Source organism: Streptomyces albus subsp. albus (assembly GCF_000719865.1).
In the GTDB taxonomy this organism is placed as follows: Bacteria; Actinomycetota; Actinomycetes; order Streptomycetales; family Streptomycetaceae; genus Streptomyces; species Streptomyces albus_E.
In genome coordinates, this window is sequence record NZ_JOID01000005.1 from 56,411 (window position 1) to 80,050 (window position 23,640).

General features: G+C 73.2%; 20 protein-coding genes and 1 pseudogene. 9 read left to right on the forward strand and 12 right to left on the reverse strand.

The window, feature by feature from the left end:
• Positions 1-73: 73 nt before the first annotated feature.
• From IF83_RS0105865 to ybaK, 3 genes are all read left to right on the forward strand, one after another.
• On the forward strand, positions 74-1,276 hold the full coding sequence (locus IF83_RS0105865) for a hypothetical protein (protein ID WP_030542954.1): 1,203 nt from the start codon (positions 74-76) through the stop codon (positions 1,274-1,276).
• 11 nt (positions 1,277-1,287) lie between these two features.
• Complete coding sequence (locus IF83_RS0105870) at positions 1,288-2,025, forward strand: LON peptidase substrate-binding domain-containing protein (RefSeq protein WP_030542955.1); 738 nt, start codon at positions 1,288-1,290, stop codon at positions 2,023-2,025.
• Between the two features lie 87 nt (positions 2,026-2,112).
• Complete coding sequence (gene ybaK / locus IF83_RS0105875) at positions 2,113-2,631, forward strand: Cys-tRNA(Pro) deacylase (protein WP_030542956.1); 519 nt, start codon at positions 2,113-2,115, stop codon at positions 2,629-2,631.
• A 39-nt stretch (positions 2,632-2,670) separates the two neighbouring features.
• On the opposite strand, the gene IF83_RS0105880 is transcribed toward ybaK, so the two are convergent.
• The 4 genes and pseudogenes from IF83_RS0105880 to IF83_RS0105895 all read right to left on the reverse strand — a co-directional run bounded on the left by IF83_RS0105880 (position 2,671) and on the right by IF83_RS0105895 (position 6,643).
• Positions 2,671-3,273 (reverse strand): hypothetical protein, encoded by a 603-nt coding sequence (locus tag IF83_RS0105880; RefSeq protein ID WP_030542957.1) that lies wholly within the window; start codon positions 3,271-3,273, stop codon positions 2,671-2,673.
• A gap of 59 nt (positions 3,274-3,332) precedes the next feature.
• The gene (locus IF83_RS0105885) at positions 3,333-4,166 is read right to left on the reverse strand and encodes an ABC transporter permease (protein ID WP_394297301.1); all 834 of its coding nucleotides are present in this window, start codon (positions 4,164-4,166) and stop codon (positions 3,333-3,335) included.
• Positions 4,167-4,221: 55 nt separating this feature from the next.
• Positions 4,222-5,097 (reverse strand): annotated as a pseudogene (locus IF83_RS0105890) (ABC transporter ATP-binding protein); the annotation flags it as partial.
• A gap of 190 nt (positions 5,098-5,287) precedes the next feature.
• On the reverse strand, positions 5,288-6,643 hold the full coding sequence (locus IF83_RS0105895) for an NYN domain-containing protein (RefSeq protein WP_030542960.1): 1,356 nt from the start codon (positions 6,641-6,643) through the stop codon (positions 5,288-5,290).
• 261 nt (positions 6,644-6,904) lie between these two features.
• On the opposite strand from IF83_RS0105895, the gene IF83_RS34025 reads away from it, so the two are divergent.
• A complete protein-coding gene (locus tag IF83_RS34025; RefSeq protein ID WP_167343573.1) occupies positions 6,905-7,078 on the forward strand; it encodes a hypothetical protein in 174 nt (57 codons plus the stop codon).
• 99 nt (positions 7,079-7,177) lie between these two features.
• On the opposite strand, the gene dnaE is transcribed toward IF83_RS34025, so the two are convergent.
• Entirely contained in the window at positions 7,178-10,720 is a 3,543-nt protein-coding gene (dnaE, locus tag IF83_RS0105905) for a DNA polymerase III subunit alpha (protein WP_030542961.1), read from the reverse strand.
• Between the two features lie 377 nt (positions 10,721-11,097).
• Between dnaE and IF83_RS0105910 the strand changes: the two genes are divergently transcribed.
• The 4 genes from IF83_RS0105910 to IF83_RS0105925 all read left to right on the forward strand — a co-directional run bounded on the left by IF83_RS0105910 (position 11,098) and on the right by IF83_RS0105925 (position 16,273).
• Complete coding sequence (locus IF83_RS0105910) at positions 11,098-11,781, forward strand: hypothetical protein (RefSeq protein WP_030542962.1); 684 nt, start codon at positions 11,098-11,100, stop codon at positions 11,779-11,781.
• Between the two features lie 75 nt (positions 11,782-11,856).
• On the forward strand, positions 11,857-12,699 hold the full coding sequence (locus tag IF83_RS0105915) for a thioredoxin domain-containing protein (protein ID WP_030542963.1): 843 nt from the start codon (positions 11,857-11,859) through the stop codon (positions 12,697-12,699).
• A 148-nt stretch (positions 12,700-12,847) separates the two neighbouring features.
• Entirely contained in the window at positions 12,848-14,449 is a 1,602-nt protein-coding gene (locus IF83_RS0105920) for an alkaline phosphatase D family protein (RefSeq protein ID WP_051722489.1), read from the forward strand.
• 225 nt (positions 14,450-14,674) lie between these two features.
• Positions 14,675-16,273, forward strand: a complete 1,599-nt coding sequence (locus IF83_RS0105925; protein WP_078843204.1) for a serine/threonine-protein kinase — start codon at positions 14,675-14,677, stop codon at positions 16,271-16,273.
• Between the two features lie 7 nt (positions 16,274-16,280).
• Here IF83_RS0105925 and IF83_RS31045 read toward each other — a convergent pair whose 3' ends face one another.
• The 4 genes from IF83_RS31045 to IF83_RS0105945 form a co-directional block, all read right to left on the reverse strand.
• The gene (locus tag IF83_RS31045) at positions 16,281-16,850 is read right to left on the reverse strand and encodes a nucleoside deaminase (protein WP_078843205.1); all 570 of its coding nucleotides are present in this window, start codon (positions 16,848-16,850) and stop codon (positions 16,281-16,283) included.
• Positions 16,850-17,656 (reverse strand): radical SAM protein, encoded by an 807-nt coding sequence (locus IF83_RS0105935; RefSeq protein WP_158711003.1) that lies wholly within the window; start codon positions 17,654-17,656, stop codon positions 16,850-16,852. The genes IF83_RS31045 and IF83_RS0105935 overlap by 1 nt, the downstream gene beginning before the upstream one ends.
• Positions 17,640-18,455 (reverse strand): hypothetical protein, encoded by an 816-nt coding sequence (locus tag IF83_RS33625; RefSeq protein ID WP_030542967.1) that lies wholly within the window; start codon positions 18,453-18,455, stop codon positions 17,640-17,642. Before IF83_RS33625 ends, IF83_RS0105935 begins: the two co-directional genes overlap by 17 nt.
• 432 nt (positions 18,456-18,887) lie before the next feature.
• Positions 18,888-19,508, reverse strand: a complete 621-nt coding sequence (locus IF83_RS0105945) for a dienelactone hydrolase family protein (protein WP_051722491.1) — start codon at positions 19,506-19,508, stop codon at positions 18,888-18,890.
• 80 nt (positions 19,509-19,588) lie between these two features.
• Between IF83_RS0105945 and IF83_RS0105950 the strand changes: the two genes are divergently transcribed.
• Complete coding sequence (locus IF83_RS0105950; RefSeq protein ID WP_078843207.1) at positions 19,589-20,854, forward strand: mechanosensitive ion channel family protein; 1,266 nt, start codon at positions 19,589-19,591, stop codon at positions 20,852-20,854.
• Between the two features lie 92 nt (positions 20,855-20,946).
• Here IF83_RS0105950 and IF83_RS0105955 read toward each other — a convergent pair whose 3' ends face one another.
• The 3 genes from IF83_RS0105955 to IF83_RS29915 form a co-directional block, all read right to left on the reverse strand.
• Entirely contained in the window at positions 20,947-21,888 is a 942-nt protein-coding gene (locus IF83_RS0105955; protein ID WP_030542970.1) for an RluA family pseudouridine synthase, read from the reverse strand.
• Positions 21,889-21,967: 79 nt separating this feature from the next.
• The gene (lspA, locus tag IF83_RS0105960) at positions 21,968-22,570 is read right to left on the reverse strand and encodes a signal peptidase II (RefSeq protein ID WP_030542971.1); all 603 of its coding nucleotides are present in this window, start codon (positions 22,568-22,570) and stop codon (positions 21,968-21,970) included.
• 271 nt (positions 22,571-22,841) lie between these two features.
• Complete coding sequence (locus tag IF83_RS29915; RefSeq protein WP_078843208.1) at positions 22,842-23,501, reverse strand: TraR/DksA family transcriptional regulator; 660 nt, start codon at positions 23,499-23,501, stop codon at positions 22,842-22,844.
• Between the last annotated feature and the right edge of the window lie 139 nt (positions 23,502-23,640).

A 23,640-nucleotide genomic window follows, 5' to 3' on the forward strand; every position in this document is an offset into this window, starting at 1 on the left:
AACCGAAATTCTGATACCGAAGCGTCACCGTAAACCGCTGGAACCGCTACGACCTGCGCTTTTCAATGGGAGCATGGTCTATTTCCGCGCGCTGACGACCACTGCGCGCATGATCCGCCATGCCTCGAGTCTCGCCGCCGGCCTCGTTCCCGACCACGAGGTGGTGCTCGACGCACCCGACGAGCGGCTCTCCGGCGTGCTCGCCGCCGCAGCAGCGGGCGACCACCGGCCCGCCGCCGCCCTGTTCGCCGCCACCCGGGACGGCGCCGAGTGGGAGTACCGCGACCGCTGCACCGGCGTCCTGGCGCGCTTCGCGCACTCCCGTCCCGGCTGGTTCGGCCGCTGGCAGGCCGACGCGGCCCCGGGCGACCCCGACGTCGCCCTGCTCCGCGCCGCCCTCGCCGTACGCCGCGCCTGGCCGCGCGCCGATCGCGAGGAGTGGCTGCACGCCGCGACCCCGCTCATCCGCGCCGCCGCGGCGGCCGCGCCGCACGACCCGGTGCCCTGGCGGATCGCCCTGGACCAGGCGCGCGGACTCGGCCTCCCGCAGGCCGGGTTCGACGCCCTCTGGTCGGAGGCCGTCGTCCGCTCCCCGCACCACAGCGGCTGCCACGTGGCGGCGCTGCGCTATCTGACCGCGCGCTGCCGTTCCACCGACCCGGCGGACGGCGGGCGGTGGCACACCGCGGAGGGCGCGGGAGGCGCCCGGAGCACGGGGGCCGCCGTCGTCGGCGCGGACGACACGGACCGGGAGGAGGGCGACGTCCTTCTCGGCGCCCGCCGCCACGACGCCTGCTTCTACTTCGCGGAGCGGGCCGCCGAGGCCGCGCTCCCCGGCTCCCTGCTCCAGGCCCTCCCGGCCCGGGCCCTCCTCGCCCACGCGGCCCCGGCGGGCGGGCCGCGGACCGGGGGCACCGGCCCGGCCCGGCTCGCGGCCGCGGAGTCCGCGGACCTGGCGGAGATCGCCTCCCCGGGCCGGGTCGACGCCGCCGTCGAACTCGCCATCGGCATGTCCGCCCGCTACGCCCCCGGCGACCCGTGGCCCGCCGAGGTCCGCAACGTCCTCGCCCTGGTGCTGATCATCCGCGGCCGCTGGGCCGACGCCCTCCACCAGTTCCGGCTCATCGGCCCGCACGCCACGGCCTTCCCGTGGACCGCCGTCTCCGACGACCCGCTGGGCCAGTTCCTGGAGACGCGCGACGGCACCCGGCTCCAGGTGGCCGCCGGCATGCCCCTGTGGCGGCGCGGCCACCGGGCGGTGCCGCCCGGCCAGTAGGCTTGTCCGTTGTGACCATCGCGCGCCTTCCGCTCTTCCCGCTCAACACGGTGCTCTTCCCGGGCCTCGTCCTGCCGCTCAACGTCTTCGAGCAGCGGTACCGGGCCCTCATGCGCGACCTGCTGAAACTCGACGAGGACGCGCGGCGCTTCGTCGTCGTCGCCATCCGCGACGGTCACGAGACGGCGCCTTCCGTACCGGGGCTGCCGGACGCCACCGTGCTGCCGGAGCGCGGCGCCGGCGCGGGCTTCGGCGGCGACCCGCTCGCCGCCTTCCACTCCGTGGGCTGTGTCGCCGACGCGGCGACCATCCGCGAGAAGGAGGACGGCGGCTACGAGGTGCTGGCCACCGGCACCACCCGGGTCCGGCTGCACTCCGTCGACGCCTCCGGCCCGTATCTGACCGGCGAGTGCGAGGAGCTGCCGGAAGCTGCGGGCGAGGGCGCGGGCGCGCTGGCCTCCGGGGTGGTCCGGGCGTTCCGCACGTACCAGAAGCGGCTGGCCGGGGCGAGCGAGCGGTCGCTGGCGGGCGAGCAGGAGCTGCCCGGGGAGCCGTCCGTGCTGTCGTACCTGGTCGCCGCGGCGGCGGTGCTCGACACCCCGGCCAAGCAGCGGCTGCTGGAGGCGCCCGACACCGCCACCCGGCTCGCGGCCGAGCTGAGACTCCTTCGCGCGGAGAGCGCGGTGATCCGTAGCCTTCCCTCGCTGCCCGCGGTCGATCTGACCCGGCAGCCGATGAGCCAGAACTGAGGGAACCGCGCACGGCGGAGAAGCCGGCGGAGCGCCGGCCGGGCGGACGTGCCGGGCGGCGGAACAGCGGACGGAGGCACGGAGACGGTGGCGAAGAAGAAGCAGCGGCGGGGCGGCGGGGCGGCGGCCGGTGCCGGCGGCACCCCCGCCACGGTCGCCCTCACCGAGGCCGGCACGGCGTTCACGGTGCACGCCTACGAGCACGACCCGGCCGCGGCCTCCTACGGCGCGGAGGCGGCCGAGGCGATGGGCGTGGAGCCGGCCCGGGTCTTCAAGACGCTGCTCGCCGAGGTGGACGGGGCGCTGACGGTCGCCGTGGTCCCGGTGTCCGGCTCCCTGGACCTCAAGGCCCTGGCCGCGGCCAGGGGCGGGAAACGGGCGGCGATGGCCGACCCGGCCGCGGCGGAGCGGGCCACCGGCTACGTCCGCGGCGGCATCTCCCCGCTGGGCCAGCGGCGCCGGCTGCCCACCGTGCTGGACGCCTCGGCTTCGGAGCACGCCACGATCTGCGTCTCGGCGGGGCGCCGCGGCCTGGAGGTGGAGCTGGCCCCGGCCGATCTCGCCGCCCTCACCGGCGCCGTCCTGGCCCCGATCGCCCGGCCCTGAGCCGGGGCGGCGCGGGGCCCCGGCACGGCTCCGCCCCGCTCAGAGCGGTGGCAGCGGCGGTTCGGGGTCGCGCGGGCCGAACAGGCCGGTCAGCGCGAGATGGACGAGCATGGCGGCGGTGGGCCACGCCAGCAGCGCCCCCTTCGCCCGCAACTGCAGCGGCCCGTCGAAGGTGACGCCCTTGCCCACCTCGCGGGCGTGCGCGACGACGTCCGTGGTCGGCCCGAGGGCGATGCCCAGCCGCCAGGCGATCACCGAGCCGAGCAGCCCGCCCAGCGCCAGGGAGACCACCAGCGGCACGCCGCCGCGCCGGAAGAGCAGGAACACCAGCAGCGCCCACACCGCGCCGAAGGCCAGGCCCAGCAGCACGAAGGTGCCGTCCGCGCCGACCGCCTGCTCGCCCTCGGTGTTCTCCAGGTAGACGGCCTTGCCGTCGGAGACCAGCGGCACGCGCGGCGCCAGCCACACCCAGGCGAGCCCCAGCAGCGCCCCGGTGACGGCGACGACGAGGGCCACCAGGGCGGCTCTGCGCAGTTCCCCGGGCTCGACGAGACGCGGAGCCGGGGAGGCGCCGAAGGGCGGCTGCGACACGGGGTCTTCGGGGGGACGGCCATGGGGCGGCGGTGTCAGCGGTGCGGTCACCCCGCCATCGTGCCAGGTGCCGTACCGGCTCCCCCGCACCGGAGGGCCGTCGGGGCGGCTCACCGCAGCGCCGCCCTGCGGTAGGCCCAGGTCGCCGCGGCCAGCGAGACCACGCCCACCCCGGCGCAGACGGCGAGATCGAGCCCCAGGGCGGTCCAGTCGGGACGGGTCTCGAAGGCCCGGGCCAGCGCCTCCACCCCGTAGGTGGAGGGCAGCAGGTCCCGGGCCCAGGCGACCGGCTCAGGCAGCCGCGACGCGGGCAGCACACCCAGCAGCAGCGCCGCCGACATGCCCAGCTGCCCCAGCAGCGTGGCGATCTCCTGCCGGGGCGCCAGCAGCCCGAGCGCCGCGCCCAGACCGGCCAGCGCGGCGCCGGCCAACGGGATCACCGCGGCGAGAACCCACAGCTGTCCCATCGGAAGCTGGAACATCACACTGCCGGCCACGGCGACGAAGACCGTCCCGGGCACCGTGAACGAGGCGTACGCCCCGGCGGCCCCCAGCACCACGGCGGCGGGCGGCACCGGCAGCGTGGCGTAGTGGTCCAGCCCACCGCCGGCCCGCAGCCGCCCGAAGTACTGGGCGAGCAGATTGAGCCCGACGAAGGCGACAACCAGGACGCTCGACCCGGCCACCACGGCCCGCGCCTCCTCGCCGCTGTGGACGATGCCGCGCATCAGCACCATGATCCCCAGCGACTGGAAGGTCGCCACGAACAGCAGCGGAATCCGGGCCACCCGGGCCCGCGAGAGCTGCGCCCGGTAGACCGCGGCCAGCGCGGGCAGCAGCCGCGCGCGGGGCGCGAGCGGCGCCCGCTCCGCACCGGGCGTTCCGGACCCGGGCGCTCCGGCCGCGGTGGCGGGGGCCGCGCCGGGCACGGCCCGCGCGGACACGGCGCTCACCTCGTACCGCTCCCGTCCGCCGCCGTGGCCCGTCGTGTGCCGCCGGTCACCCCTTCACCAGCCCTTCCGTGCCGTTTCCGCCGAGCGCGAGATACACATCCTCCAGGCTCGGGGTGGCCAGCGTGAAATCGTCGAGCGCCGCGAACGCCGGGCCGCCGGTGACGGCGGCGACCAGCGCCCGGGCCCGCTCCTGCGGAAGCCGCAGCGTCCAGTGCCGGCCGGTCTCCGTCGCGCCCTCCCGTACGGCCGCGACCTCCGGGACGTTCAGCGGCGGCCGGTCCCGCCACACCAGCTCCAGCCGCACCTCGCCGTCCACCAGGGCCTTGAGCCCGGCCGGGGTGTCGCAGGCGATGACGCGGCCGTGTTCCAGCACCGCGACCCGGTGGAGGACGGTCTCGGCCTCCATGACGTTGTGCGTCACCAGCAGGACGGTGGCCCCCCGCTCGGCGCGGCGGCGGTCCACGGCGGCCCAGACGGCGCGCCGCGCCACCGGGTCCATGCCGGTGGTGGGCTCGTCGAGGACGAGCAGGGGACGGTCGCCGACGAGCGCGGCGGCGAAGCAGGCGAGCCGCCGCTGCCCGCCGGAGAGCCGGCTCAGCGGCTTGCCGGCGAGCGCGGCCAGGCCGAGTTCGTCGAGGACGGCGTCCCGCTCGGCGCGGGCGGTGCGCCGGTCCAGGCCGCGCAGCCGCCCCGTGGTCTCGGCGGCCAGGGCGACCGTCAGCTCGTCGAGGGCCGTGGACTCCTGGCCGAGGTAGCCGATGAGCCGGGCGGCGCGCTCGGGATGCCGTACGAGGTCGTGGCCGAGCACCCGGACCTCGCCCGCGTCGGGGCGCATGAGCCCGGTGAGCTGGCGGACGAGGGTGGACTTGCCGGCGCCGTTGGGCCCGAGCAGGCCGAAGATCTCGCCGCGCCGCACCGTCAGGTCGATGCCGTCGCTGGCCCGGACGGCCGGATGGGCCGGGGCGCCGCGGCGGGCGCGGGCGGCCGGGTAGGTCTTGACCAGGCCCCGGACCGAGCAGACCGGCGGGGCGGCCGCCGCCGCGCCGCCGGCGCCGTGTTCCGCCTGTGCTGTGCCCGTGCTCACGGTGAACGAGACTACGCGCCCGCCCGTCTCAGTCGGTGGCCGGGGAGGGCTCGGCGGCGGCCGGGGACGCGGCCGGGGCGCCGGCCTCGCGCCAGAAACCGGCGCGGATCGCGTAGCGGTCGCGCTCGTCGATCTGGTCGTCCTTGTGCGCCAGCAGCCCGAACCGGGCCGCGTACCGCAGCAGTTCGCCGTCGATGCGGTGCGGGATGCGCGGGTACTCGGCGGTGAGCTGCCGCAGCGGGGCCGGGGAGGGCAGCCGGTCCTTCCAGCGGCGGGCGAAGACCTGGCCGACCTCGAAGGGGTCGCCGCTGACGGCCGTGATGTCCTCCTCCCGGTCGGCCCAGCGCTGCTCGGCGCTGGTGAGCTGGGCGAGGGTGGGCAGCGCCGCGCTCTCCGGGGGGTCGGCGGGGCCGCCGCCGCGGTCGATCCAGCCGCGGTCGGAGGACCAGCGCAGGGTCGCGGCGGGGACCGGCGGGGGCGGCCCGGCGGGGGCGGCCGGCCCGCGGCCGAGACCGGCCAGGTCCTTGGGGGTCGGTACGCCTCTGGCCGCGCCGTCCGCCGCCCCGTCCGCGGAGCCGTCCGCCGGGCCGGTGTTCCCGGCGGCCCGCCCGTCCCGCCCGCCGGCGGCGCCGTCCTGCGTGCCGTCCGGGGCCGCGCCGGGAACGCCGGGGGCGGGGGCCGGGGCGGAGCTGTCCGGCGCGGCCGGGGAGCCGTTGCGCGGGGCCGCCACCCGGCTCTCGCGGGGCCGGTCGCCGTCGGACTCGGGCAGCGGGGCGGAGAGGATCGCCGCGATCTCCGGCTGCGACTCGGGCCGCGGCGGGCAGGCGGTGACGGCGTCCCGGGCGCGGACGGCCCGGGTGATCCAGCTGCGGTCCAGGACCCGTCGTTCGTCGGCCTCCGCGACGAGGTCCTCGGACTGGTTGTAGTCACCGTCGGCCGCCTGCACCGCCCAGAGGTGGACGGCGACGCCGTGCTCCTTGGCGGACATCAGCCCGGGCAGCAGATCGCCGTCGCCCGTGACGAGCACGATGTCGGAGCAGGCGCGGTTGCGGGCGAGTTCGGTGAGTTCGGCGTGCATCGCCGCGTCGACGCCCTTCTGCGCCCAGCGGCCGTCGCTCCGGGTCAGCGCGCCCAGCCGGACGGTGACCCGCGGCATGACGCGCAACCGCCGGTGCTCGGGCTGGGGTACGCGGTCGGGGGCGCCGTCGAACCAGTAGATGCGGAGCAACTGCCGCTCCGTGTCCGCCTCGGCGCGCTCCCGCAGGGCCTGGATGAGGGCGGCGTGGTCCACGGTGATACGGGACCGGGCGGGCTCCCCGGCGAGCAGACTCGCGGCGGCCCCCAGCAGGTAACCGGCGTCCACCAGAACGACGCAGCGCTCCACGGTCCACCCTCTTTCCTGATTCGCCGCCCCCCGGAACGGTGTGCTGTCGGGTTTCCCCCCGAGTCTGCCCGACCGCCCGGGGGTTATCTGCCGAACTGGATCACCGGCGTGGCGCTTCGGCGCCGCCGTGCCGTGATCTCACCACTCACGGACGGTAATTGCCCGACATGCGGCCTTTGTCAGGGCATGTCACAGTGAGGGCGACGGCGCTCCCGTCCCCTGCCGGGCCGCCGGTCCGGAGCGCCGGGAGGAGGCACCACCATGGCGAAGAACAAGAACCGGGACCGCAAGCAGCAGGCCCGCTCCGCCGCCGGGGCCGGCGAGGAGCAGGGCAAGGCCGGTTCCATGGAAGCCCAGGAGCGGCAGAGAGCGGAGTCCCCGGAGCCTTCCCGGGGCGGTTCGAAGAAGCACCAGCGGCGCTTCGGGCACAACTGACGGCGCCACCCGGCGCACAAGGGGCGCGCCCGGTCTCCCGGGCGCGCCCCCGCGTTCGTACGGCCCCGGCGGCCCGCCGTACGGCGGGAGCCCCGGGCCTCAGCCGGCCAGGCAGGACGGCCCGAGCAGCACCTTGAGATCCCCGAACAGGGCGGGGTCGGCGGTGACCCGGTGCCGGTCGAGGCGCAGCACGGTGGTCTTGCGCGCGCCCTGGAGCTTGATCCGGACCTCGGTGGCGCCCCGGTGGTGGGTGAGCACCTCACCGAGCTTCTCCACCAGCGGCGGAGTCACCCGCACCGTCGGGATGGTGATCGTCACGGGCGCGTTGGCGGAGGCCTCCGAGAGGTCGGGGACCATCAGCTCCATCGCGACCAGCCGGGGCACGTCCTCCCGCTTGTCGAGCCGGCCCTTGACGAAGACCACGGCGTCCTCGACGAGCTGGGTGGACACCAGCTGGTAGGTGGCGGGGAAGAACATGCAGTCGAGGGAGCCCGCCAGGTCCTCGACGGTGGCGATGGCCCAGGCGTTGCCCTGCTTGGTCATCTTCCGCTGGAGGCTGGAGATGATGCCGCCGATGGTGACGATGGTGCCGTCGGGGTAGTCCCCGCCGGTCAGCGCGGAGATCGCCGCGTCGGCCTTCTCGCTGAGGACGTGCTCGATGCCGAAGAGCGGGTGGTCGGAGACGTAGAGGCCGAGCATCTCCCGCTCCTGGGCGAGGAGATAGGCCTTGTCCCACTCGATATCGGAGAACTCGACGTCGAGGCCGAAGCCCGGGGTGTCGTCGCCCTCGTCCTCCCCCATGCCGCCGAAGAGGTCGAACTGCCCTTCGGCCTCCTTCCGCTTGACCTGCACCACGTTGTCGATCATCGACTCGTAGTGCGCCGTCAGGCCCTTGCGGGTGTGGCCCAGCTCGTCGAAGGCGCCGGCCTTGATCAGGGACTCGACGGTCCGCTTGTTGCAGACCACCGCCTCCACCTTGTCCAGGAAGTCCGGGAAGGAGGCGTACTTCCCCTTGGACTTGCGGCAGCGCACGATCGAGTCCACGACGTTCTGCCCGACGTTGCGGACGGCGGTCAATCCGAAGACGATCGTGCTGTCACCGCGCGGGGTGAAGTTGGCGTCGGACTCATTGACGTCCGGCGGGAGGACCTTGATGCCCATCCTGCGGCACTCGTTGAGGTAGATCGCCGACTTGTCCTTGTCGTCGCGCACCGAGGTGAGCAGCGCCGCCATGTACTCGGCCGGGTAGTTGGCCTTGAGGTAGGCGGTCCAGTAGGAGACCAGGCCGTACGCGGAGGAGTGCGCCTTGTTGAAGGCGTAGCCGGCGAAGGGCACCAGGACGTCCCACACGGCCTGGATGGCCTCGTCGGAGAAGCCCTTGTCGCGGGCGCCCTTCTGGAAGTTGACGAACTCCGCGTCGAGGACTTCCTTCTTCTTCTTGCCCATCGCGCGGCGCAGCAGGTCGGCCTGGCCGAGCGAGTACCCGGCGAGCACCTGGGCGGCCTTCTGCACCTGCTCCTGGTACACGATGAGGCCGTAGGTGATGTCGAGGACCTCCTTGAGAGGCTCCTCCAGCTCCGGGTGGATCGGGGTGATCTCCTGCTGGCCGTTCTTCCGCAGCGCGTAGTTGATGTGGCTGTTCATGCCCATCGGGCCGGGCCGGTAGAGGGCCGAGACGGCGGAGATGTCCTCGAAGTTGTCCGGCTTCATCATGCGCAGCAGGGAGCGCATGGGGCCGCCGTCGAACTGGAAGACGCCGAGGGTGTCGCCGCGCTGGAGCAACTCGAAGGTCTTGGGGTCGTCCAGCGAGAGGTCGAGCAGGGTGATGTCGATGCCCTTGTTGGCCTTCACGAGCTTGACGGCGTCGTCCATGATCGTGAGGTTGCGCAGGCCCAGGAAGTCCATCTTGAGCAGGCCGAGCGACTCACAGGTGGGGTAGTCCCACTGCGTGATGGTGACGCCGTCGGTGTGCCGGACCCAGACCGGGACATGGTCGGTGATCTTCTCGCTGGACATGATGACGCCGGCCGCGTGCACGCCCATCTGCCGCACCAGGCCCTCGACGCCGCGCGCGGTGTCGATGACCTTCTTGACGTCGGGCTCGTTCTCGTACATCGCGCGGATCTCGCCGGCCTCGCTGTACCGGGGGTGCGAGGGGTCGGTGATGCCGGAGAGCGGGATGCCCTTGCCGAGGACGTCGGCGGGCATGGCCTTGGTGAGCCGGTCGCCCATGGCGTACGGGTAACCGAGCACCCGGGCGGAGTCCTTGATGGCGTTCTTGGCCTTGATGGTGCCGTAGGTGCCGATCATGCAGACCTTGTCGGCGCCGTACTTCTCCGTGACGTACCGGATGACCTCACCGCGCCGACGCTCGTCGAAGTCGATGTCGACATCGGGCATGGAGACGCGCTCGGGGTTGAGGAACCGCTCGAAAATCAGGCCGTGTTCGATGGGGTCGAGGTCGGTGATCCCCATGGCGTAGGCGACGATCGAGCCGGCCGCCGAACCGCGGCCGGGGCCGACGGCGATGCCGTTGTTCTTGGCCCACATGATGAAGTCGGCGACGACGAGGAAGTAGCCGGGGAACCCCATCTGGATGATGACGTCCATCTCGTACTCGGCCTGCCGCTGCCGGTCGTCGGGGACGCCGCCCGGGTAGCGGCGCTCCATGCCCCGCTTGACCTCCTCGCGGAACCAGGTCACCTCGGTGTAGCCCTCGGGGACCTCGAAGCGGGGCATCAGGTCGCGCTTCTCGAACCAGCCGTCGGTGTCGATCTGCTCGGCGACCAGCAGGGTGTTGGCGCATCCCTCCTGCCAGGCGTCCGAGGAGTCGATGGCGTACATCTCCTCGGTCGACTTGAGGTAGTAGCCGGTGCCGCCGAACCGGAAGCGGTCGGGGTCGGAGAGGTTCTTGCCGGTCTGGATGCACAGCAGGGCGTCGTGCGCGTCGGCCTCGCCCGCGTGGGTGTAGTGCGAGTCGTTGGTGACGAGCGGCGGGATGCCGAGCTTCTTCCCGATCCGCAGGAGGTCGTCGCGGACCCGCTTCTCCAGCTCCAGACCGTGGTCCATCAGCTCCAGGAAGTAGCGGTCCTTGCCGAAGATCTCCTGGTAGTCGGCGGCGGCCTTGAGCGCCTCGTCGAAGTGGCCGAGCCGGATGCGGGTCTGCACCTCGCCGGAGGGGCAGCCGGTGGAGGCGATCAGGCCCTCGGCGTGCTCGGCGATGACCTCCTTGTCCATCCGGGGCCACTTGGTGAGCCAGCCCTCGGCGTAGGCGTCGGAGGAGAGCCGGAAGAGGTTGTGCAGACCGGTCCTGTTGCTCGCCCAGATCGTCTTGTGGGTGTAACCGCCGGAGCCGGAGACGTCGTCCCGCTTCTGGTGCGGCTGGCCCCAGGTGATGCGCCGCTTGTTGCGCCGCGACTCGGGGGCGACGTAGGCCTCGATGCCGATGATCGGCGTGACCCCGGCCTTGGTGGCCTGCTGGTAGAAGTCGTAGGCGCCGTGGAGGTTGCCGTGGTCCGTCATCGCGATGTGCGACATGCCCATGTCCTGGCAGGCCGCGAACATGTCCTTGAGCCGCGCGGCACCGTCCAGCAGCGAGTACTGGGTGTGGACGTGCAGGTGCGTGAAGGGCGGCTTGGTCACGGTGGAAGACCTCCGGGCGCGGGTCGGTGACGGCTGGGACGCGTGGGAAACGCGTGCGGCGACAGCACCGAAGTCTATGCCCGGGGAGCGTGGCCGGAGGGCACCCGGGAGCCCTCTCCCGGCTTCCCCGGGACGGGTTTCCCGCCGCCCGCCGGGACCGGCCGGGCGGGCGCCGCGAGCCGCCGGAACGGTACGGGAAAGCGCCGCGCGGGCGTGTCCCCCGGCGGACCGGACCGGGCGGGGGCGGCCCGCTCCGGACCGCCCGGGACCGCCGGGGTCCGGCCCGGACGGCAGGGTTCCGGCAGGGGTCCGGGGCTGCGGCCGGAAGCTTTCCGTTTAGGTCCCGCTTAGCCGGGGCCGTGGCACACTTTCCGGCGATGGACGTATCGGGAGCTCAGCTGAGGACGCTGCGGGCGGCGCTGTTCACGGCGCTCTGCCTCACGCTGTCCACGGCCGCGCACGTGGCCCTGTCCGGAGTGCCGCTGCCCGTCGGCCCGGTGGCGGCGGTCGCCGCCGGCGTCTTCCTGATCGCGTACGCGCTGGCCGGCCGCGAGCGCGGCTTCTGGTCGATCGCGGCGCTGCTCGTCCCCCTGGAGCTGGCGGCGGACACGGTCTTCACCACCGGCCGGCACGCCTGTTACGGCGAGAGCGGCGGCCCGGTCGCCGGCCCGCTCCGCTCCCTGGGCGTCGATCTGCTCTGCGGCGGCGGCCCCCTCGGGACGCCGCTGGCGCGGATGGCGTCCCCGGACGGCGCCGCCGCGCTGCCGGTGCCCGGCGGCCCGGCCACCCCCTGGCTGCTGCTCGCCGCGCACACCGCGGTCGGCCTGGCCGCCGCCGTCTGGCTGTGGCGCGGCGAGGCGGCCCTCGGCCGGCTGCTGCGGGCGCTGGCCGCCTTCGCCTTCCGGCCGCTGCTCCTCGCCGTCGCCGCGCTCGTCCCCGCGGGTCCCGCGCCGCGCCGCGCGCCACACGGTCCGCGGCACCCCGTGGCTGCGGGCCGGCTCCCCATGCTGGTGTACTCCGTCGTACGGCGCGGACCGCCCGCCGTCGCGGCTGTCCGCTGACAGTCCCGACAGCCGCCGGGCTCCGTCCCGGCACAGCGATCCGCGACCCCCGAGACCACGGAGCAGGGAATCACCATGAGCAAGCGCAACAGCCAGGAAGCCAAGAGAAACGCCCGCGAGCGGCTGCGCGAGGAGCGTGAGCGGCAGGCGAAGAAGGACAAGCTCCGCCGCCAGCTCGTCGTCGGCGGCTCGATCGTGGGTGTCCTGGCGATCGCGGCCGGCATCGGCTTCGCCGTCAGCCAGATGGGTGACGGCGGCGGCAGCGGCACGGTGAGCTCGAAAGAGTGGAACGACGCCGCCAAGGACAAGAAGTTCGTGAAGCCCGCCAACACCTCCGGCGCCAAGGGCACCGATGTGATCATCGGCGAGAAGGACGCGAAGAAGACCCTCCAGGTCTACGAGGACATGCGCTGCCCGGCCTGTGCCGCCTTCGAGCAGGGCGCCGGCGAGATCCTGATCCAGGACGTCGAGGAGGGCAAGTACAAGGCCGAGTTCGTCATGGCCACCTTCATCGACAACATGGCCCAGGGCTCGGGTTCGAAGAACTCCCTGAGCGCCCTGGGCGCGGCCCTGGACGTCAGCCCGCAGGCGTTCATGGACTACAAGCACGCGCTGTACTCGCAGAAGAACCACCCGGAGGAGTCCGAGGACAAGTTCGCCGACGACGACTACCTCCTGGAGGTCGCCGGCGAGATCAAGGAGCTCAAGGGCAACGCGGACTTCGAGAAGGACGTCAAGGACGGCACCTTCGACAAGTGGGCCCAGGAGATGGCCAAGAAGTTCGACAAGAGCAACGTCCAGGGCACCCCGACCCTCAAGATGAACGGCGAGAAGCTCGTCGTCGAGGGCACCGAGAACACCCCGATGGCCCCGGATCAGTTCAAGGCCGCCATCGACAAGGCCCTCACAGCGGAATAATCACCGCCGGAACGGCAACGGGCAGACGAACTTCCGTCGTACGTCTGCCCGTTCGCCGTACCCGGCAGTAATCTGTCGGCCCGTGACGGACCTTACGAAGACCGAGACCGCCCCCCGCCCCGCACGCCACTCCCGCCGCACGGTCGTCATGGCCGCGGCCGCCGGAGCGGGCGCCGCGATGATCCCGCTCACCGGCGCCCAGCGTGCCGTGGCGGCCGAGAACGCCCCCGCGTTCCTGCACGGCGTCGCCTCCGGCGACCCGCTCCCCGACGGTGTCCTGCTGTGGACCCGGGTCACGCCGACCGCCGACGCCGTACCCGGCTCCGGCAAGGGGCCGGACACCCCGGTCGGCTGGGAGGTCGCCGAGGACCGTTCGTTCGCCTCCGTCGTCGCCCGCGGCACCGCGACCGCCACCGCCGCGTCCGACCACACCGTGAAGGCGGACGTCCGCGGACTGCGCCCGGCCACCCAGTACTTCTACCGCTTCACCGCCGGCGGCACCGTCTCCCCCACCGGCCGCACCCGCACCACCGCCGCGCACGACGCCACCGCCCCCGCCGTCCGCTTCGGCGTCGTCTCCTGCGCCGACTGGGAGGCCGGCTGGTTCTCCGCCTACCGGCACCTCGCCGCCCGCACCGACCTCGACGCGGTGCTCCACCTCGGCGACTACATCTACGAGTACGGCAGCGGCGGCTTCCCCGGCGCGGACGGCGTGATCCGCTCGCACGTCCCCGCTCACGAGATCCTCACCCTCGCCGACTACCGCGCCCGGCACGGCAACTACAAGACCGACGAGGACCTGCGGAACCTGCACGCCACCCACCCGGTCATCGCCATCTGGGACGACCACGAGGTGGCCAACGACGCCTGGTCCGGCGGCGCCGAGAACCACACGCCCGGCACCGAGGGCGACTGGGCGGCGCGCGTGGCCGCCGCCAAGCAGGCGTACTTCGAGTGGATGCCGGTGCGCCCCTCGATCGCCGGCACCACCTACCGCCGGCTGCGCTTCGGCCGGCTCGCCGACCTCCACCTGCTCGACCTGCGCTCGTTCCGCTCGCAGCAGACCTCCATCGGCAACGGCGACGTGGACGACCCGGACCGCACCATCACCGGCCGCAAGCAGCTCGACTGGCTGAAGAGCGGACTGGCCTCCTCCGACGCCTCCTGGAAGCTGGTCGGCACCTCGGTGATGATCTCCCCGGTGGCCTTCGGCTCCGTCCCCGCGCATCTGCTGGGCCCGCTCGCCGAACTGCTCGGTCTGCCCCGCGAGGGCCTGGCCGTCAACGTCGACCAGTGGGACGGCTACACCGACGACCGGCGCGAACTCCTCACCCATCTGCGGGAGTCGGGCATCGAGAACACCGTCTTCCTCACCGGTGACATCCACACCGCCTGGGCCAACGACGTCCCCGTCAAGGCCGCCACCTACCCGCTCTCGGCCACCGCCGCCACGGAGTTCGTGGTGACCTCGGTGACCTCGGACAACATCGACGACATCCTCAACGTGCCGCCGCAGACCGCCTCCCTGGTCGCGACGGCCGCCGTGCGCGCCGCCAACCGCCATGTGAAGTGGGTGGACATGGACTCGCACGGCTACGGCGTCCTGGACGTCACCGCCGAGCGGGCGCAGATGGACTACTACGCCATCACCGAGAAGACCGACCGCGCCGCCGGCACGGAATGGCTGCGCTCCTACCGGACCCACTCCGGCGCGCAGAAGCTGGAGCGGGTGGACCAGCCGGTCCGCTGACCCGTCACCCGCTCCGGCCGCCGGCCCCGGCCGTCGGTGGCCGCCACCCGCGTCACCCATCCCGCCCGCCGCGGTCCCGGCCGCGGCGGGCGGGCGGCGGCGCGTACCGCTCCCTCCCGGCCCCGTTCTCCCTCCCGCGGCGGGCCCCCGGGAGGCGGCGGGCTGGATACCCTGCTGCTGCACCTGGCATGGACGGCAGCGGTACGGCGGCTGGGGGACGGCGAGTTGAGCGAGTCCGGAGACATCATCGGCGGCCGCTTCGAGCTGCTGGAACGGCTCGGCAGCGGCGGTATGGGCGCGGTGTGGCGGGCGCGGGACCGGGCTCTGCGGCGGGAGGTCGCCCTCAAGGAGGTGCGGCCCCCGGATCCGGCGGCGGCCGGCGCCGGTCCGGAGGCCGTGCGCGTGCTCCGGGAACGGGTGTGGCGGGAGGCCCGGGCGCTGGCCCGGCTCAGCCACCCCCACGTGGTGACGATCCATCACATCGTGGACGACGAGGGCCCGTATCCCTGGCTCGTCATGGAACTGCTGTCCGGCGGCACCCTCCAGGACCGGCTCGACGCCGGCGGCCCGCTGCCGCCTCCCGAAGCCGCCCGCATCGGCCGTGAACTCCTCTCCGCCCTGTCCGCCGCGCACGCCGCGGGCATCCACCACCGCGACGTCAAACCGGCCAACGTCCTGCTGCGGCCCGACGGCGGCGCGGTGCTCACCGACTTCGGCATCGCCGCGCTGCGGGGCTCCGTGTCCCTCACCGCCGTCGGCGACGTGATCGGCTCTCCCGAGTACATCGCCCCCGAGCGCCTCCGGGGCCGCGACGACCTCCCGGCCTCGGACCTCTGGTCGCTCGGCATGCTGCTGTACGTCGCCGTGGAGGGCGTCAACCCGGTGCGCCGCGCCACGGCCGTGGCCACCCTCGCCGCCGTGCTCGACGAGCCGGTGCCGCCCCCGCGGCGCGCGGGCCGGCTCGCCCCCGTGCTCGCGGAGCTGCTCGTACGGGACCCCGCCGCCCGGCCGGACGCGGCGCGGCTCGACCGGCTGCTGGCCGCCGCCCGCGACAGCGGCGCGCCCCCGCCCCCGCCGCCTCCGCCTCCGCCCGGTTCCCCGTCCCCGACGCTGCCGGGCACCCCGCCCCCTGCCGGGCCGGAGGACGCCCGCCCCACCGTGGCCGCGGCCGGTCCCGCGCAGCCCGCCCCCGGCCGCCGGGGCCGCCGTACGGTGGCGGGGCTGGCCGCCGCCGCGGTCGCCGGAGCCGGGCTCGCGGCGGCCGGCGTCTACTGGGCCCTGACCGCCGACGGCGGCAGGCCCCCTCCGCCCCCCACGCGCACCACGAGCGCGTCCACGGCCACCGCCTCCGGCACACCGCCGGAGAAGTCCCCGTCCTCCCCGCCGGCGTCCACCACCCCGCCGAGCGGGAGCACCGGGGCGTCCGCGTCGCCGCCGGGGACCTCGGCGTCGTCACCGTCGCGGACCGCCCCGTCCGCGACGGACCCGCGTCCCGGCACCTGGATCGCCCAGCTCTTCTCCGAGGCGGTGGTGGCCGGAGAGCCCGCCCCGCGGCGGCAACTGGCGGAGCTGCGCGAGGAGATCCCGGAGGCACTGCTGCTGCACAGCAGCGACTTCGCCTCGCTGCGGCCCGGCTACTGGGTGATCTACGTCCCGGGCCCGTTCGCCGACGGTGAGGCGGCCCTCGCGTTCTGCGCGGAACACGGCCGGACCACCGAGAACGAGTGCGTGGGCCGCTACCTGAGCCATGAGGAGAAGGACCGGGACCTGCTGTGCCTCCCCACCCCGGACGGCGGCTCCCGCGGCCGCTGCACCAAGCCGTGACCGGCCGCTACCGCGCTCTCGCCACCGCCGCGGGCCGGCCACCCCCCTCAGCCTGCCGGCCGTCCGGCCCTGGCTTCCGGGAGCGGAAACCCGTGAGGGGGAAGAGGGCCAGGCAGTCCTCGCGGCACACCCCTTCGTGCAACTCGATCAGCGGCCGGCCGGCCCGCACGACGTCTTTCGCGCGCATCGTGATCTGACGCCAGGTGAAGGTCGGGTCGGGGTGCTCGGCCGCCCAGCGCAGCGCGTCCGGCTGAGCGGCTCCGTAGACGATTCCCCCCATCTTCGCCCAGATGGCGGCGGCGGTGCACATGGGACAGGGTTCAAGCGTCGTGACCAGGTAGGCGCCGGGGAGATACCGCGAGCCGGCCCGTTCCGCGGCCGTCCTGATGGCCACGATCTCCGGATGCGCCGTCGGGTCCGTTCCCTCGACGAGCCCGCTGCCCGACGCTCCCAGGACGGCGCCCTCCCTGACCACCATGGCACCCAGCCCGTAGTTCCCGGATGCGGCCGCCTCCCTGCCCAGGCTCACGCATTTCCGCATGACCGCTTCGAACCGGTCATGACCGGCTGTGCCCATCAGAGGCCCCTTTCGGCGACAGTGTCGTCCAGCATCAGCAGTTCTTCCCGCCCGCAGATTTTCCGGTCGGCTTCTTCGCTCGCTGTCTCGGCCCACAGGGAGCCGTCGTTCTCCACGATCCAGTAGGCGTGACTGCGGAAATCTATACAGCGGACCGTGATGCGGCCGTGGTATTGGTCCGCGAGTTCCGCCGTACGCCCGATGACCGCATCCAGTTCGGCGGGAGAGAAGCAGAATTCATTCCTGCGGCGGGCCCGGCCCCGGGACACGACGGGGATGAAACTGATCTTCCCGGCACCGGCTTCCCGGCTGAACTCGACCAGTTCCGGCATCAGGGACAGCGATCCCGGCGTTATCACCGAGTTGACCGACAGCCGTGTGCCGCGGCCGCCGACGAGCGCCATATTCCTCCGCACCTCGCCGAAGGAGCGCCTCCGCAGGACGAGATCGTTGTCGGAAGAGGGCCGGTGGACGCTGAACTTGAACTCCCCGCCGGCGGCGGCACAGGCTTCGAGTAATTCCCCGGAGAGGGTGATGCCGTTGGTGATGACGACCGGCTTCAGCCCCGCGGCGGCGATCAGGGTGACGATCTCGGGCAGATCCTCGCGCACGGTGGGTTCCCCGCCGGACAGCTTCATCGAACGGACCCCCTGCCGTGCGAAGAACCGCGCCATCCGTCCGATATCGGCGGCAGGGAGCTCCGCCCGGCTCGTCGGCGGGGCCTGGCAGAACGAACACGCGGCATTGCAGCGCCGGGTCAGCCGGACGCAGACGGACGCCGGTAAGTCCTCATACCACGGGGGCACCGGCCGGCTCCGTTTCCGTGGAGAGCTCCAGCATGTTGAGCATGTGGGACATCTGCTCGGCGAAGCGCTGGGCGTAGTCGAGGCTCGTGCGGACGCGGTCCCCGCCGTCCGGCCCTCCGGGCACCTCGGTGCCGTAGAAGACGATGACGCCGTGCGGTGGCGCGTCTGGGGCATGGCTGCCCGTGACCGCGTCCAGGCGCAGCACCGGGCAGGCGAGCACCCAGCGTTGCGCGGGCTCGATCATACGGCCGACCTCGGGGTCGTACAGTTCGCTGTGGGCGGCCGGGAGTTCCTGGAACAGCGGCACCCTCTCCCGGAAGGCCCGCCCGCTGACGATGTGTGGCGTGTCCACATGGATCCGCGTGAAACCGAATTCGCGCGGCATGCTGATGTTCAGCACGGCGAGATCACGGTCCTGCCTGATGTAATAGCGCCCTTCCCCGTCCTCCTCGGCCACGAAATACCGCGCATTGCACCGCACCTGGAGAGTTTTGGCGATCAGTTCGCAGACCAGCTCCAAGGTGCTTTCCAACAGGCGCCGTTGGCGCTGTTGCAGCATCAAGTAGCGCTGCCTGAACTCGTCGTGTTCCAACATGGCCCACCTTCGGGTAGCGCTCTCACCGGCAACCAGGGAAAAGATACCCAGGACCAGCAATGAATTATCCCAGCCGAGCCCCAGGGCCGACTCCACATAGCCGCCCTGCGCAATCTTTTCCGTATAGAAGTTGACCCAGCATCCGATCATGACAACGGAGGCGACCGAAGCGGCAAGTCTCACGGACGTCAGCATGTGCGGCACGGCCACTCCCCCGGGTAGACCTACCCAGTGCAGCAGGCACTCCCACGCCCCACCAGACGGCCTGCGGATATCACGCCACCCCGGAGGGCCGGGAGCCGGTAAAAGAGTCAACTTCCGCAACACCGGGCACGATCGGCACCAAGGGGAAATGTGCAGTGAAAGCACGCCCCATACAGGTATTTTCGGCCTTTCCCACCGGTACCCGTAACCGTCCCGGCAGCGGCCTGACCTGGCAGGCGTCCGAGACCCTCATGCGTACGCCCCCGCGCGGAGGCGGCGCCGCCCCGCCGCGGACGCGCGGACGGCGGGGCACATCGGCACCGGGCGGAACGGCCGGCGGATGGCGCGAAACGAACCGGCGTACGCGGACGCCGCCGCGCGGCCCGCGCACCACGGCGCACCACCGCGCCCGGTCGGGGCTCCGTACCGCCGCTACAGCTCCGCCAGGAACGACAGCGCCACCGACCAGGTCTTCTCCGCGGCCTCGGGGTCGTGGTCCGGGAGGTCCGGGTCGGTGTAGAGGTGGCCCGCGCCCGGATAGCGGAAGACCTCCACCTCCGCACCGGCCCGGCGCATCCGCAGATACCAGGCGTTCAGCCAGTCGTGCGGTTCGAAGGGGTCAGGGTCGGCCACGTGGAGCTGGACCGGCAGCCCGTCCGCGGCCGCGTCCTCGGCCAGGTCCGAGGTGCCGTGGAGCAGCAGCAGCCCGCGGGCCTTCTCGTCCGCCAGGGCGAGGTTCTGGGCCAGGGAACCGCCGAGCGAGAAGCCCGCGTAGACCACACCGCGGTCGGACAGTGGCGCGGCGGCCGCGATCGCCCGCTTCAGCAGCTCGTCGCCGCCGATCTCGTCCCCCAGGTCCATGCCCTCCTCCACGGTGCCGGCGGTGCGGCCGTCGTAGAGATCCGGTACGTGGACCTCGTGCCCGGCGGCCCGCAGGCGGTCGGCCGCGGCGTGCACGGCCGGTCGCAGACCGTAGGAACTGTGAAAAAGAACAACTGTCGGAGAGCCCGGCACCGGTGTCACTTCCCTGAGAGCGGTTAGCAGTCTCCTCATCGTGCCAGTTACGGTCGGTCGGAGGCCCGCGGCCCGGAGGCCGCCGGAAGCCCGCCCCGAGGAGGAGACACATCGTGCCGATGGAGGCTGTGCTGCGCCCGCTGATCGTGTTCGGCGGTGCGCTGGTCATCTCGCTCGCCGTCGGCTGGGCCGTGCGGGTGGCGCTCCGCAGGAGCGACGCCCGGCACCCGGAGACGCCGCTGTGGGACATGCTGAGCCGGGCGCTGGTCCCGCTGCAACTGGTGCTGGGCGCGGCGCTGCTGCGCGGCTCGTACGACCAGGCACACCTCGCCCGGGACCACACGGTGGCCATCGGGCGGCTGCTGACCCTCGTGCTGATCGGTGCCACCGCCTGGCTGGTGCTGCGGGTGGTCACGGCCGTCGTCGAGGCCTCGTTCGCCCGCTACTCGGCGACGACCAACGAACGCGCCCGGGTCCGCCGGGTGCGCACGCAGATCACACTGATCCAGCGGGTGGCGACCGCCGTGGTCGCCGTGGTCGCCGGTGCCGCGATGCTGCTGACGTTCCCCGCGATGCGCGCCGTCGGCACCTCGCTGCTGGCGTCCGCCGGTCTGCTCGGCATCGTGGCCGGCATCGCCGCGCAGTCCACGCTGGGCAACCTGTTCGCCGGACTGCAGATCGCCTTCGGTGACATGGTGCGGATCGGCGACACGGTCGTGGTCAACGGCGAGTGGGGCACCGTCGAGGAGATCACCCTCACCTTCCTGACCGTGAAGACCTGGGACGAGCGCCGCTTCACCATGCCCGTCTCGTATTTCACCAGCCAGCCGTTCGAGAACTGGTCGCGCAACAGCCCGCAGATGACCGGCACCGTCTTCTTCCATGTCGACCACTCCGCGCCGGTGCAGCTCATGCGGGAGAAGCTGGGCGAGATCGTGCAGACGATCGACGCCTGGGACGGCCGGAACTGGAATCTCACCGTCACCGACTCCACCCCGAGCACCATGGAGGTACGGGCGCTGGTGACCGCGCGGGACGGGGACACCCTGTGGACCGTACGGGTCGAGGTCCGGGAGAAACTGCTGACCTGGCTGCGCGAGGAGCATCCGTACGCCCTGCCGCGCATCAACACCGCCCCGGCGCTCTTCCCGCCGCCCCGGAGCCGGGAGCGGGACGGTCTGCCGACGGGCGTCGACGGGACCGTGGCCGCCCAGCGAACGGAGTCACCGGAGGACGGGGCGGCGACGGCCCGGCCGGAGACGGCGGAGAGGACCGGGAGCCCGGAGAAGACCGCGAAACCGGAGAAGACCGGGGGTTCGGAGAAGACCGGCAGGGCCGCCGGCAAGAACCACTTCGGCCGCGGCCCCCGGCTCCACCGCCGCTGAGCCCCGGGCCGGACCCGGCCCCCTCCCGCGTAAGGCTCCTCCGCGAGAGGGGACTCAGCGGGAGGGGCTCTCCGCCGAGGGGCCGCCTCCCGCTACGCGCTCTCGGAGCGCACGATGTCCAGCGCCCGCTGCAGATCCTCGGGGTAGGCGCTGGCGAACTCCACCCACTGTCCGTCGGCCGGGTGCTCGAAGCCCAGCCGCATCGCGTGCAGCCACTGCCGGCCGAGCTTCAGCCGCTTGGCGAGGGTCGGGTCGGCGCCGTAGGTGAGGTCGCCGACGCAGGGGTGGCGGTGCGCGGCCATGTGCACCCGGATCTGGTGGGTGCGGCCGGTCTCCAGCTTGACGTCGAGCAGGCTGGCGGCGCGGAAGGCCTCGATGAGGTCGTAGTGCGTGACGCTGGGCTTGCCCTCGGCGGTCACGGCCCACTTGTAGTCGTGGACCGGGTGCCGGCCGATGGGGGCGTCGATGGTGCCGCTCAGCGGGTCGGGGTGGCCCTGGACGAGCGTGTGGTAGCGCTTGTCGACCGTGCGCTCCCGGAACTGCTGCTTCAGCAGGCTGTACGCGCGCTCGGACTTGGCCACCACCATCAGCCCGGAGGTGCCCACGTCCAGACGGTGCACGATGCCCTGGCGCTCGGCGGCTCCGGAGGTGGAGATCCGGAAGCCCGCGGCGGCCAGCCCGCCGATCACGGTGGTGCCGGTCCAGCCGGGGCTGGGGTGCGCGGCCACCCCGACCGGCTTGTCGATCACGACGATGTCGTCGTCGTCATGAACGATCTCCATGCCCTCGACGGGCTCGGCGACGATCTCCACCGGCGGTGCGGCCCGCGGCAGTTCGACCTCCAGCCAGGCACCCCCGGTGACCCGGTCGGACTTCCCGGCGAGGCTGCCGTCCACCAGTACCTTCCCGGCGGCGGCCAGCTCGGCCGCCTTGGTGCGGGAGAAGCCGAACATACGGGCTATCGCGGCGTCGACGCGTTCGCCTTCGAGGCCGTCGGGTACGGGCAGCGTGCGGATTTCGGGAAGGGTGCTCACCCGTCGAGTATGCCGGACGCGCAACGCCACCCGCCCCGGCCGGTCCCCCGGCCGGCCGCGCTCCCCGGGTGCCCGGAGGTCAGTCCTTGTGGACGGTGCCGTCGGGGTCGAGCCCGCGGAAGGACAGCAGCACGATGAGGATGCCGCCGCACACGATCGCCGTGTCGGCGAGGTTGAACACCGCGAAGCCCTTGGGAGCGATGAAGTCCACGACCTCGCCCCGGAAGAAGCCGGGGCTCCGGAAGAGCCGGTCGGTGAGGTTGCCGAGGGCGCCGCCGAGCAGCAGCCCCAGCGCGATCGCCCAGGGCAGGCTGTAGAGCTTGCGCGCGATCCGGGCGATGACCACGATCACGACGGCCGCGATGACCGTGAAGACCACGGTCAGCGCCTCCCCGATACCGAAGGCGGCACCGGGGTTGCGCACGGCCTCGAAGCGCAGCCACTCCCCGATCACCGGAATGGCCTGGTGGTGCTCCAGCTTCGCGACCACGAGCATCTTCGTGCCCAGGTCGAAGAGGTAGGCGATCGCGGCCACCGCGAGCAGGACGGCGATCCGCCGCCTGCCCCGGGTCTGCGGGGTCGCGCCCGCGGCGGAGTCCGCCTCCCGCTCGCCGGCCGGCCCGTCCTCCGGGCGCTCCCCCTCGGAATCCGGGGTGTCGATGATCCGCTCCGCCTCTGCCACGTGAGTCCCTCAGCCTCTGGTCCGCCGCCGGGCCCCACCCGGCTGAGGACGAGGGTACGGCACGGCCCGGCGGCCCCGGACCGTGCCGGGGGCACCCCGCCACCGGCCCGCCCCGGGGTTGTCCGCCCCTCACCCCGCTCCGGACGGCGGTCTCCGGTCGCACGGGTGCCGCATGACGCGGCGCCGCCCGCGCAAGGGCCGTGCGCGGGCGGGCCGGACAACGCGGCGGGAGTGCGGTGGGAAAGGGGCCGGGAAAGGGCAGCCGGACCCGTCAGCGCCGTTCCTGCCGCTGCTTGCACTCCACACAGAGCGTGGCCCGCGGGAAGGCCTGCATCCGGGCCTTGCCGATGGGGTTGCCGCAGGACTCGCAGCGGCCGTACGTGCCCGTGTCCAGCCGCTCCAGTGCCCGCTCCGTCTGGTCGAGCATCTCCCGGGCGTTGGCGTTGAGGGCCAGTTCGTGCTCGCGGGTGATGTTCTTGGTGCCGGTGTCCGCCTGGTCGTCGCCGGCGCCGTCGCCCGAGTCCCGCATCAGCCCGGCGATCGCCTCCTGGGAGGAGGCGATCTCGGTGCGCAGCCGTTCGGCCTCGCTGTGCAGCTCGTTCCGCGCCTCGTCGGCCTCTTCGGCGGTCCACGGGTCCTCACCGGGCCGTACCGCCAGTTCCCCGGGCACGGCCGCGGCCGTGCCGGCCGGGGTCTTCTTCGCAACCACCGTCTTGGCTCCCGTCTTCTCTGCGGGCTTCCCGGCGACCGGTGCCGCCTTCGCGGTCCGCTCCGGCGCGGCCGTCCTCTTCGCGGGCGGCCTGCGTACGGCCGTCTCAGCGGCGGCCGTCCCGCTCACCACGGCCGCCGCGCCGGCCGTACCGGCGCGGTTGTCCGGGGCCGCCGTACCGGCCGGCTCCACCGTCGGGACGACGGGCTTCTTCGCCACCATCGCAGCGGCCCCCTCACCATATTGTGATCTTGTCGTTAATCGTGCTCGGACGATAAGTCGACTCCGGGGTCGCGGCAACGGGGCACGCCGACCGTCTGGATCTCCCACCGCCCGCGGCCCGCCTCCGCCGGTGCCGGCC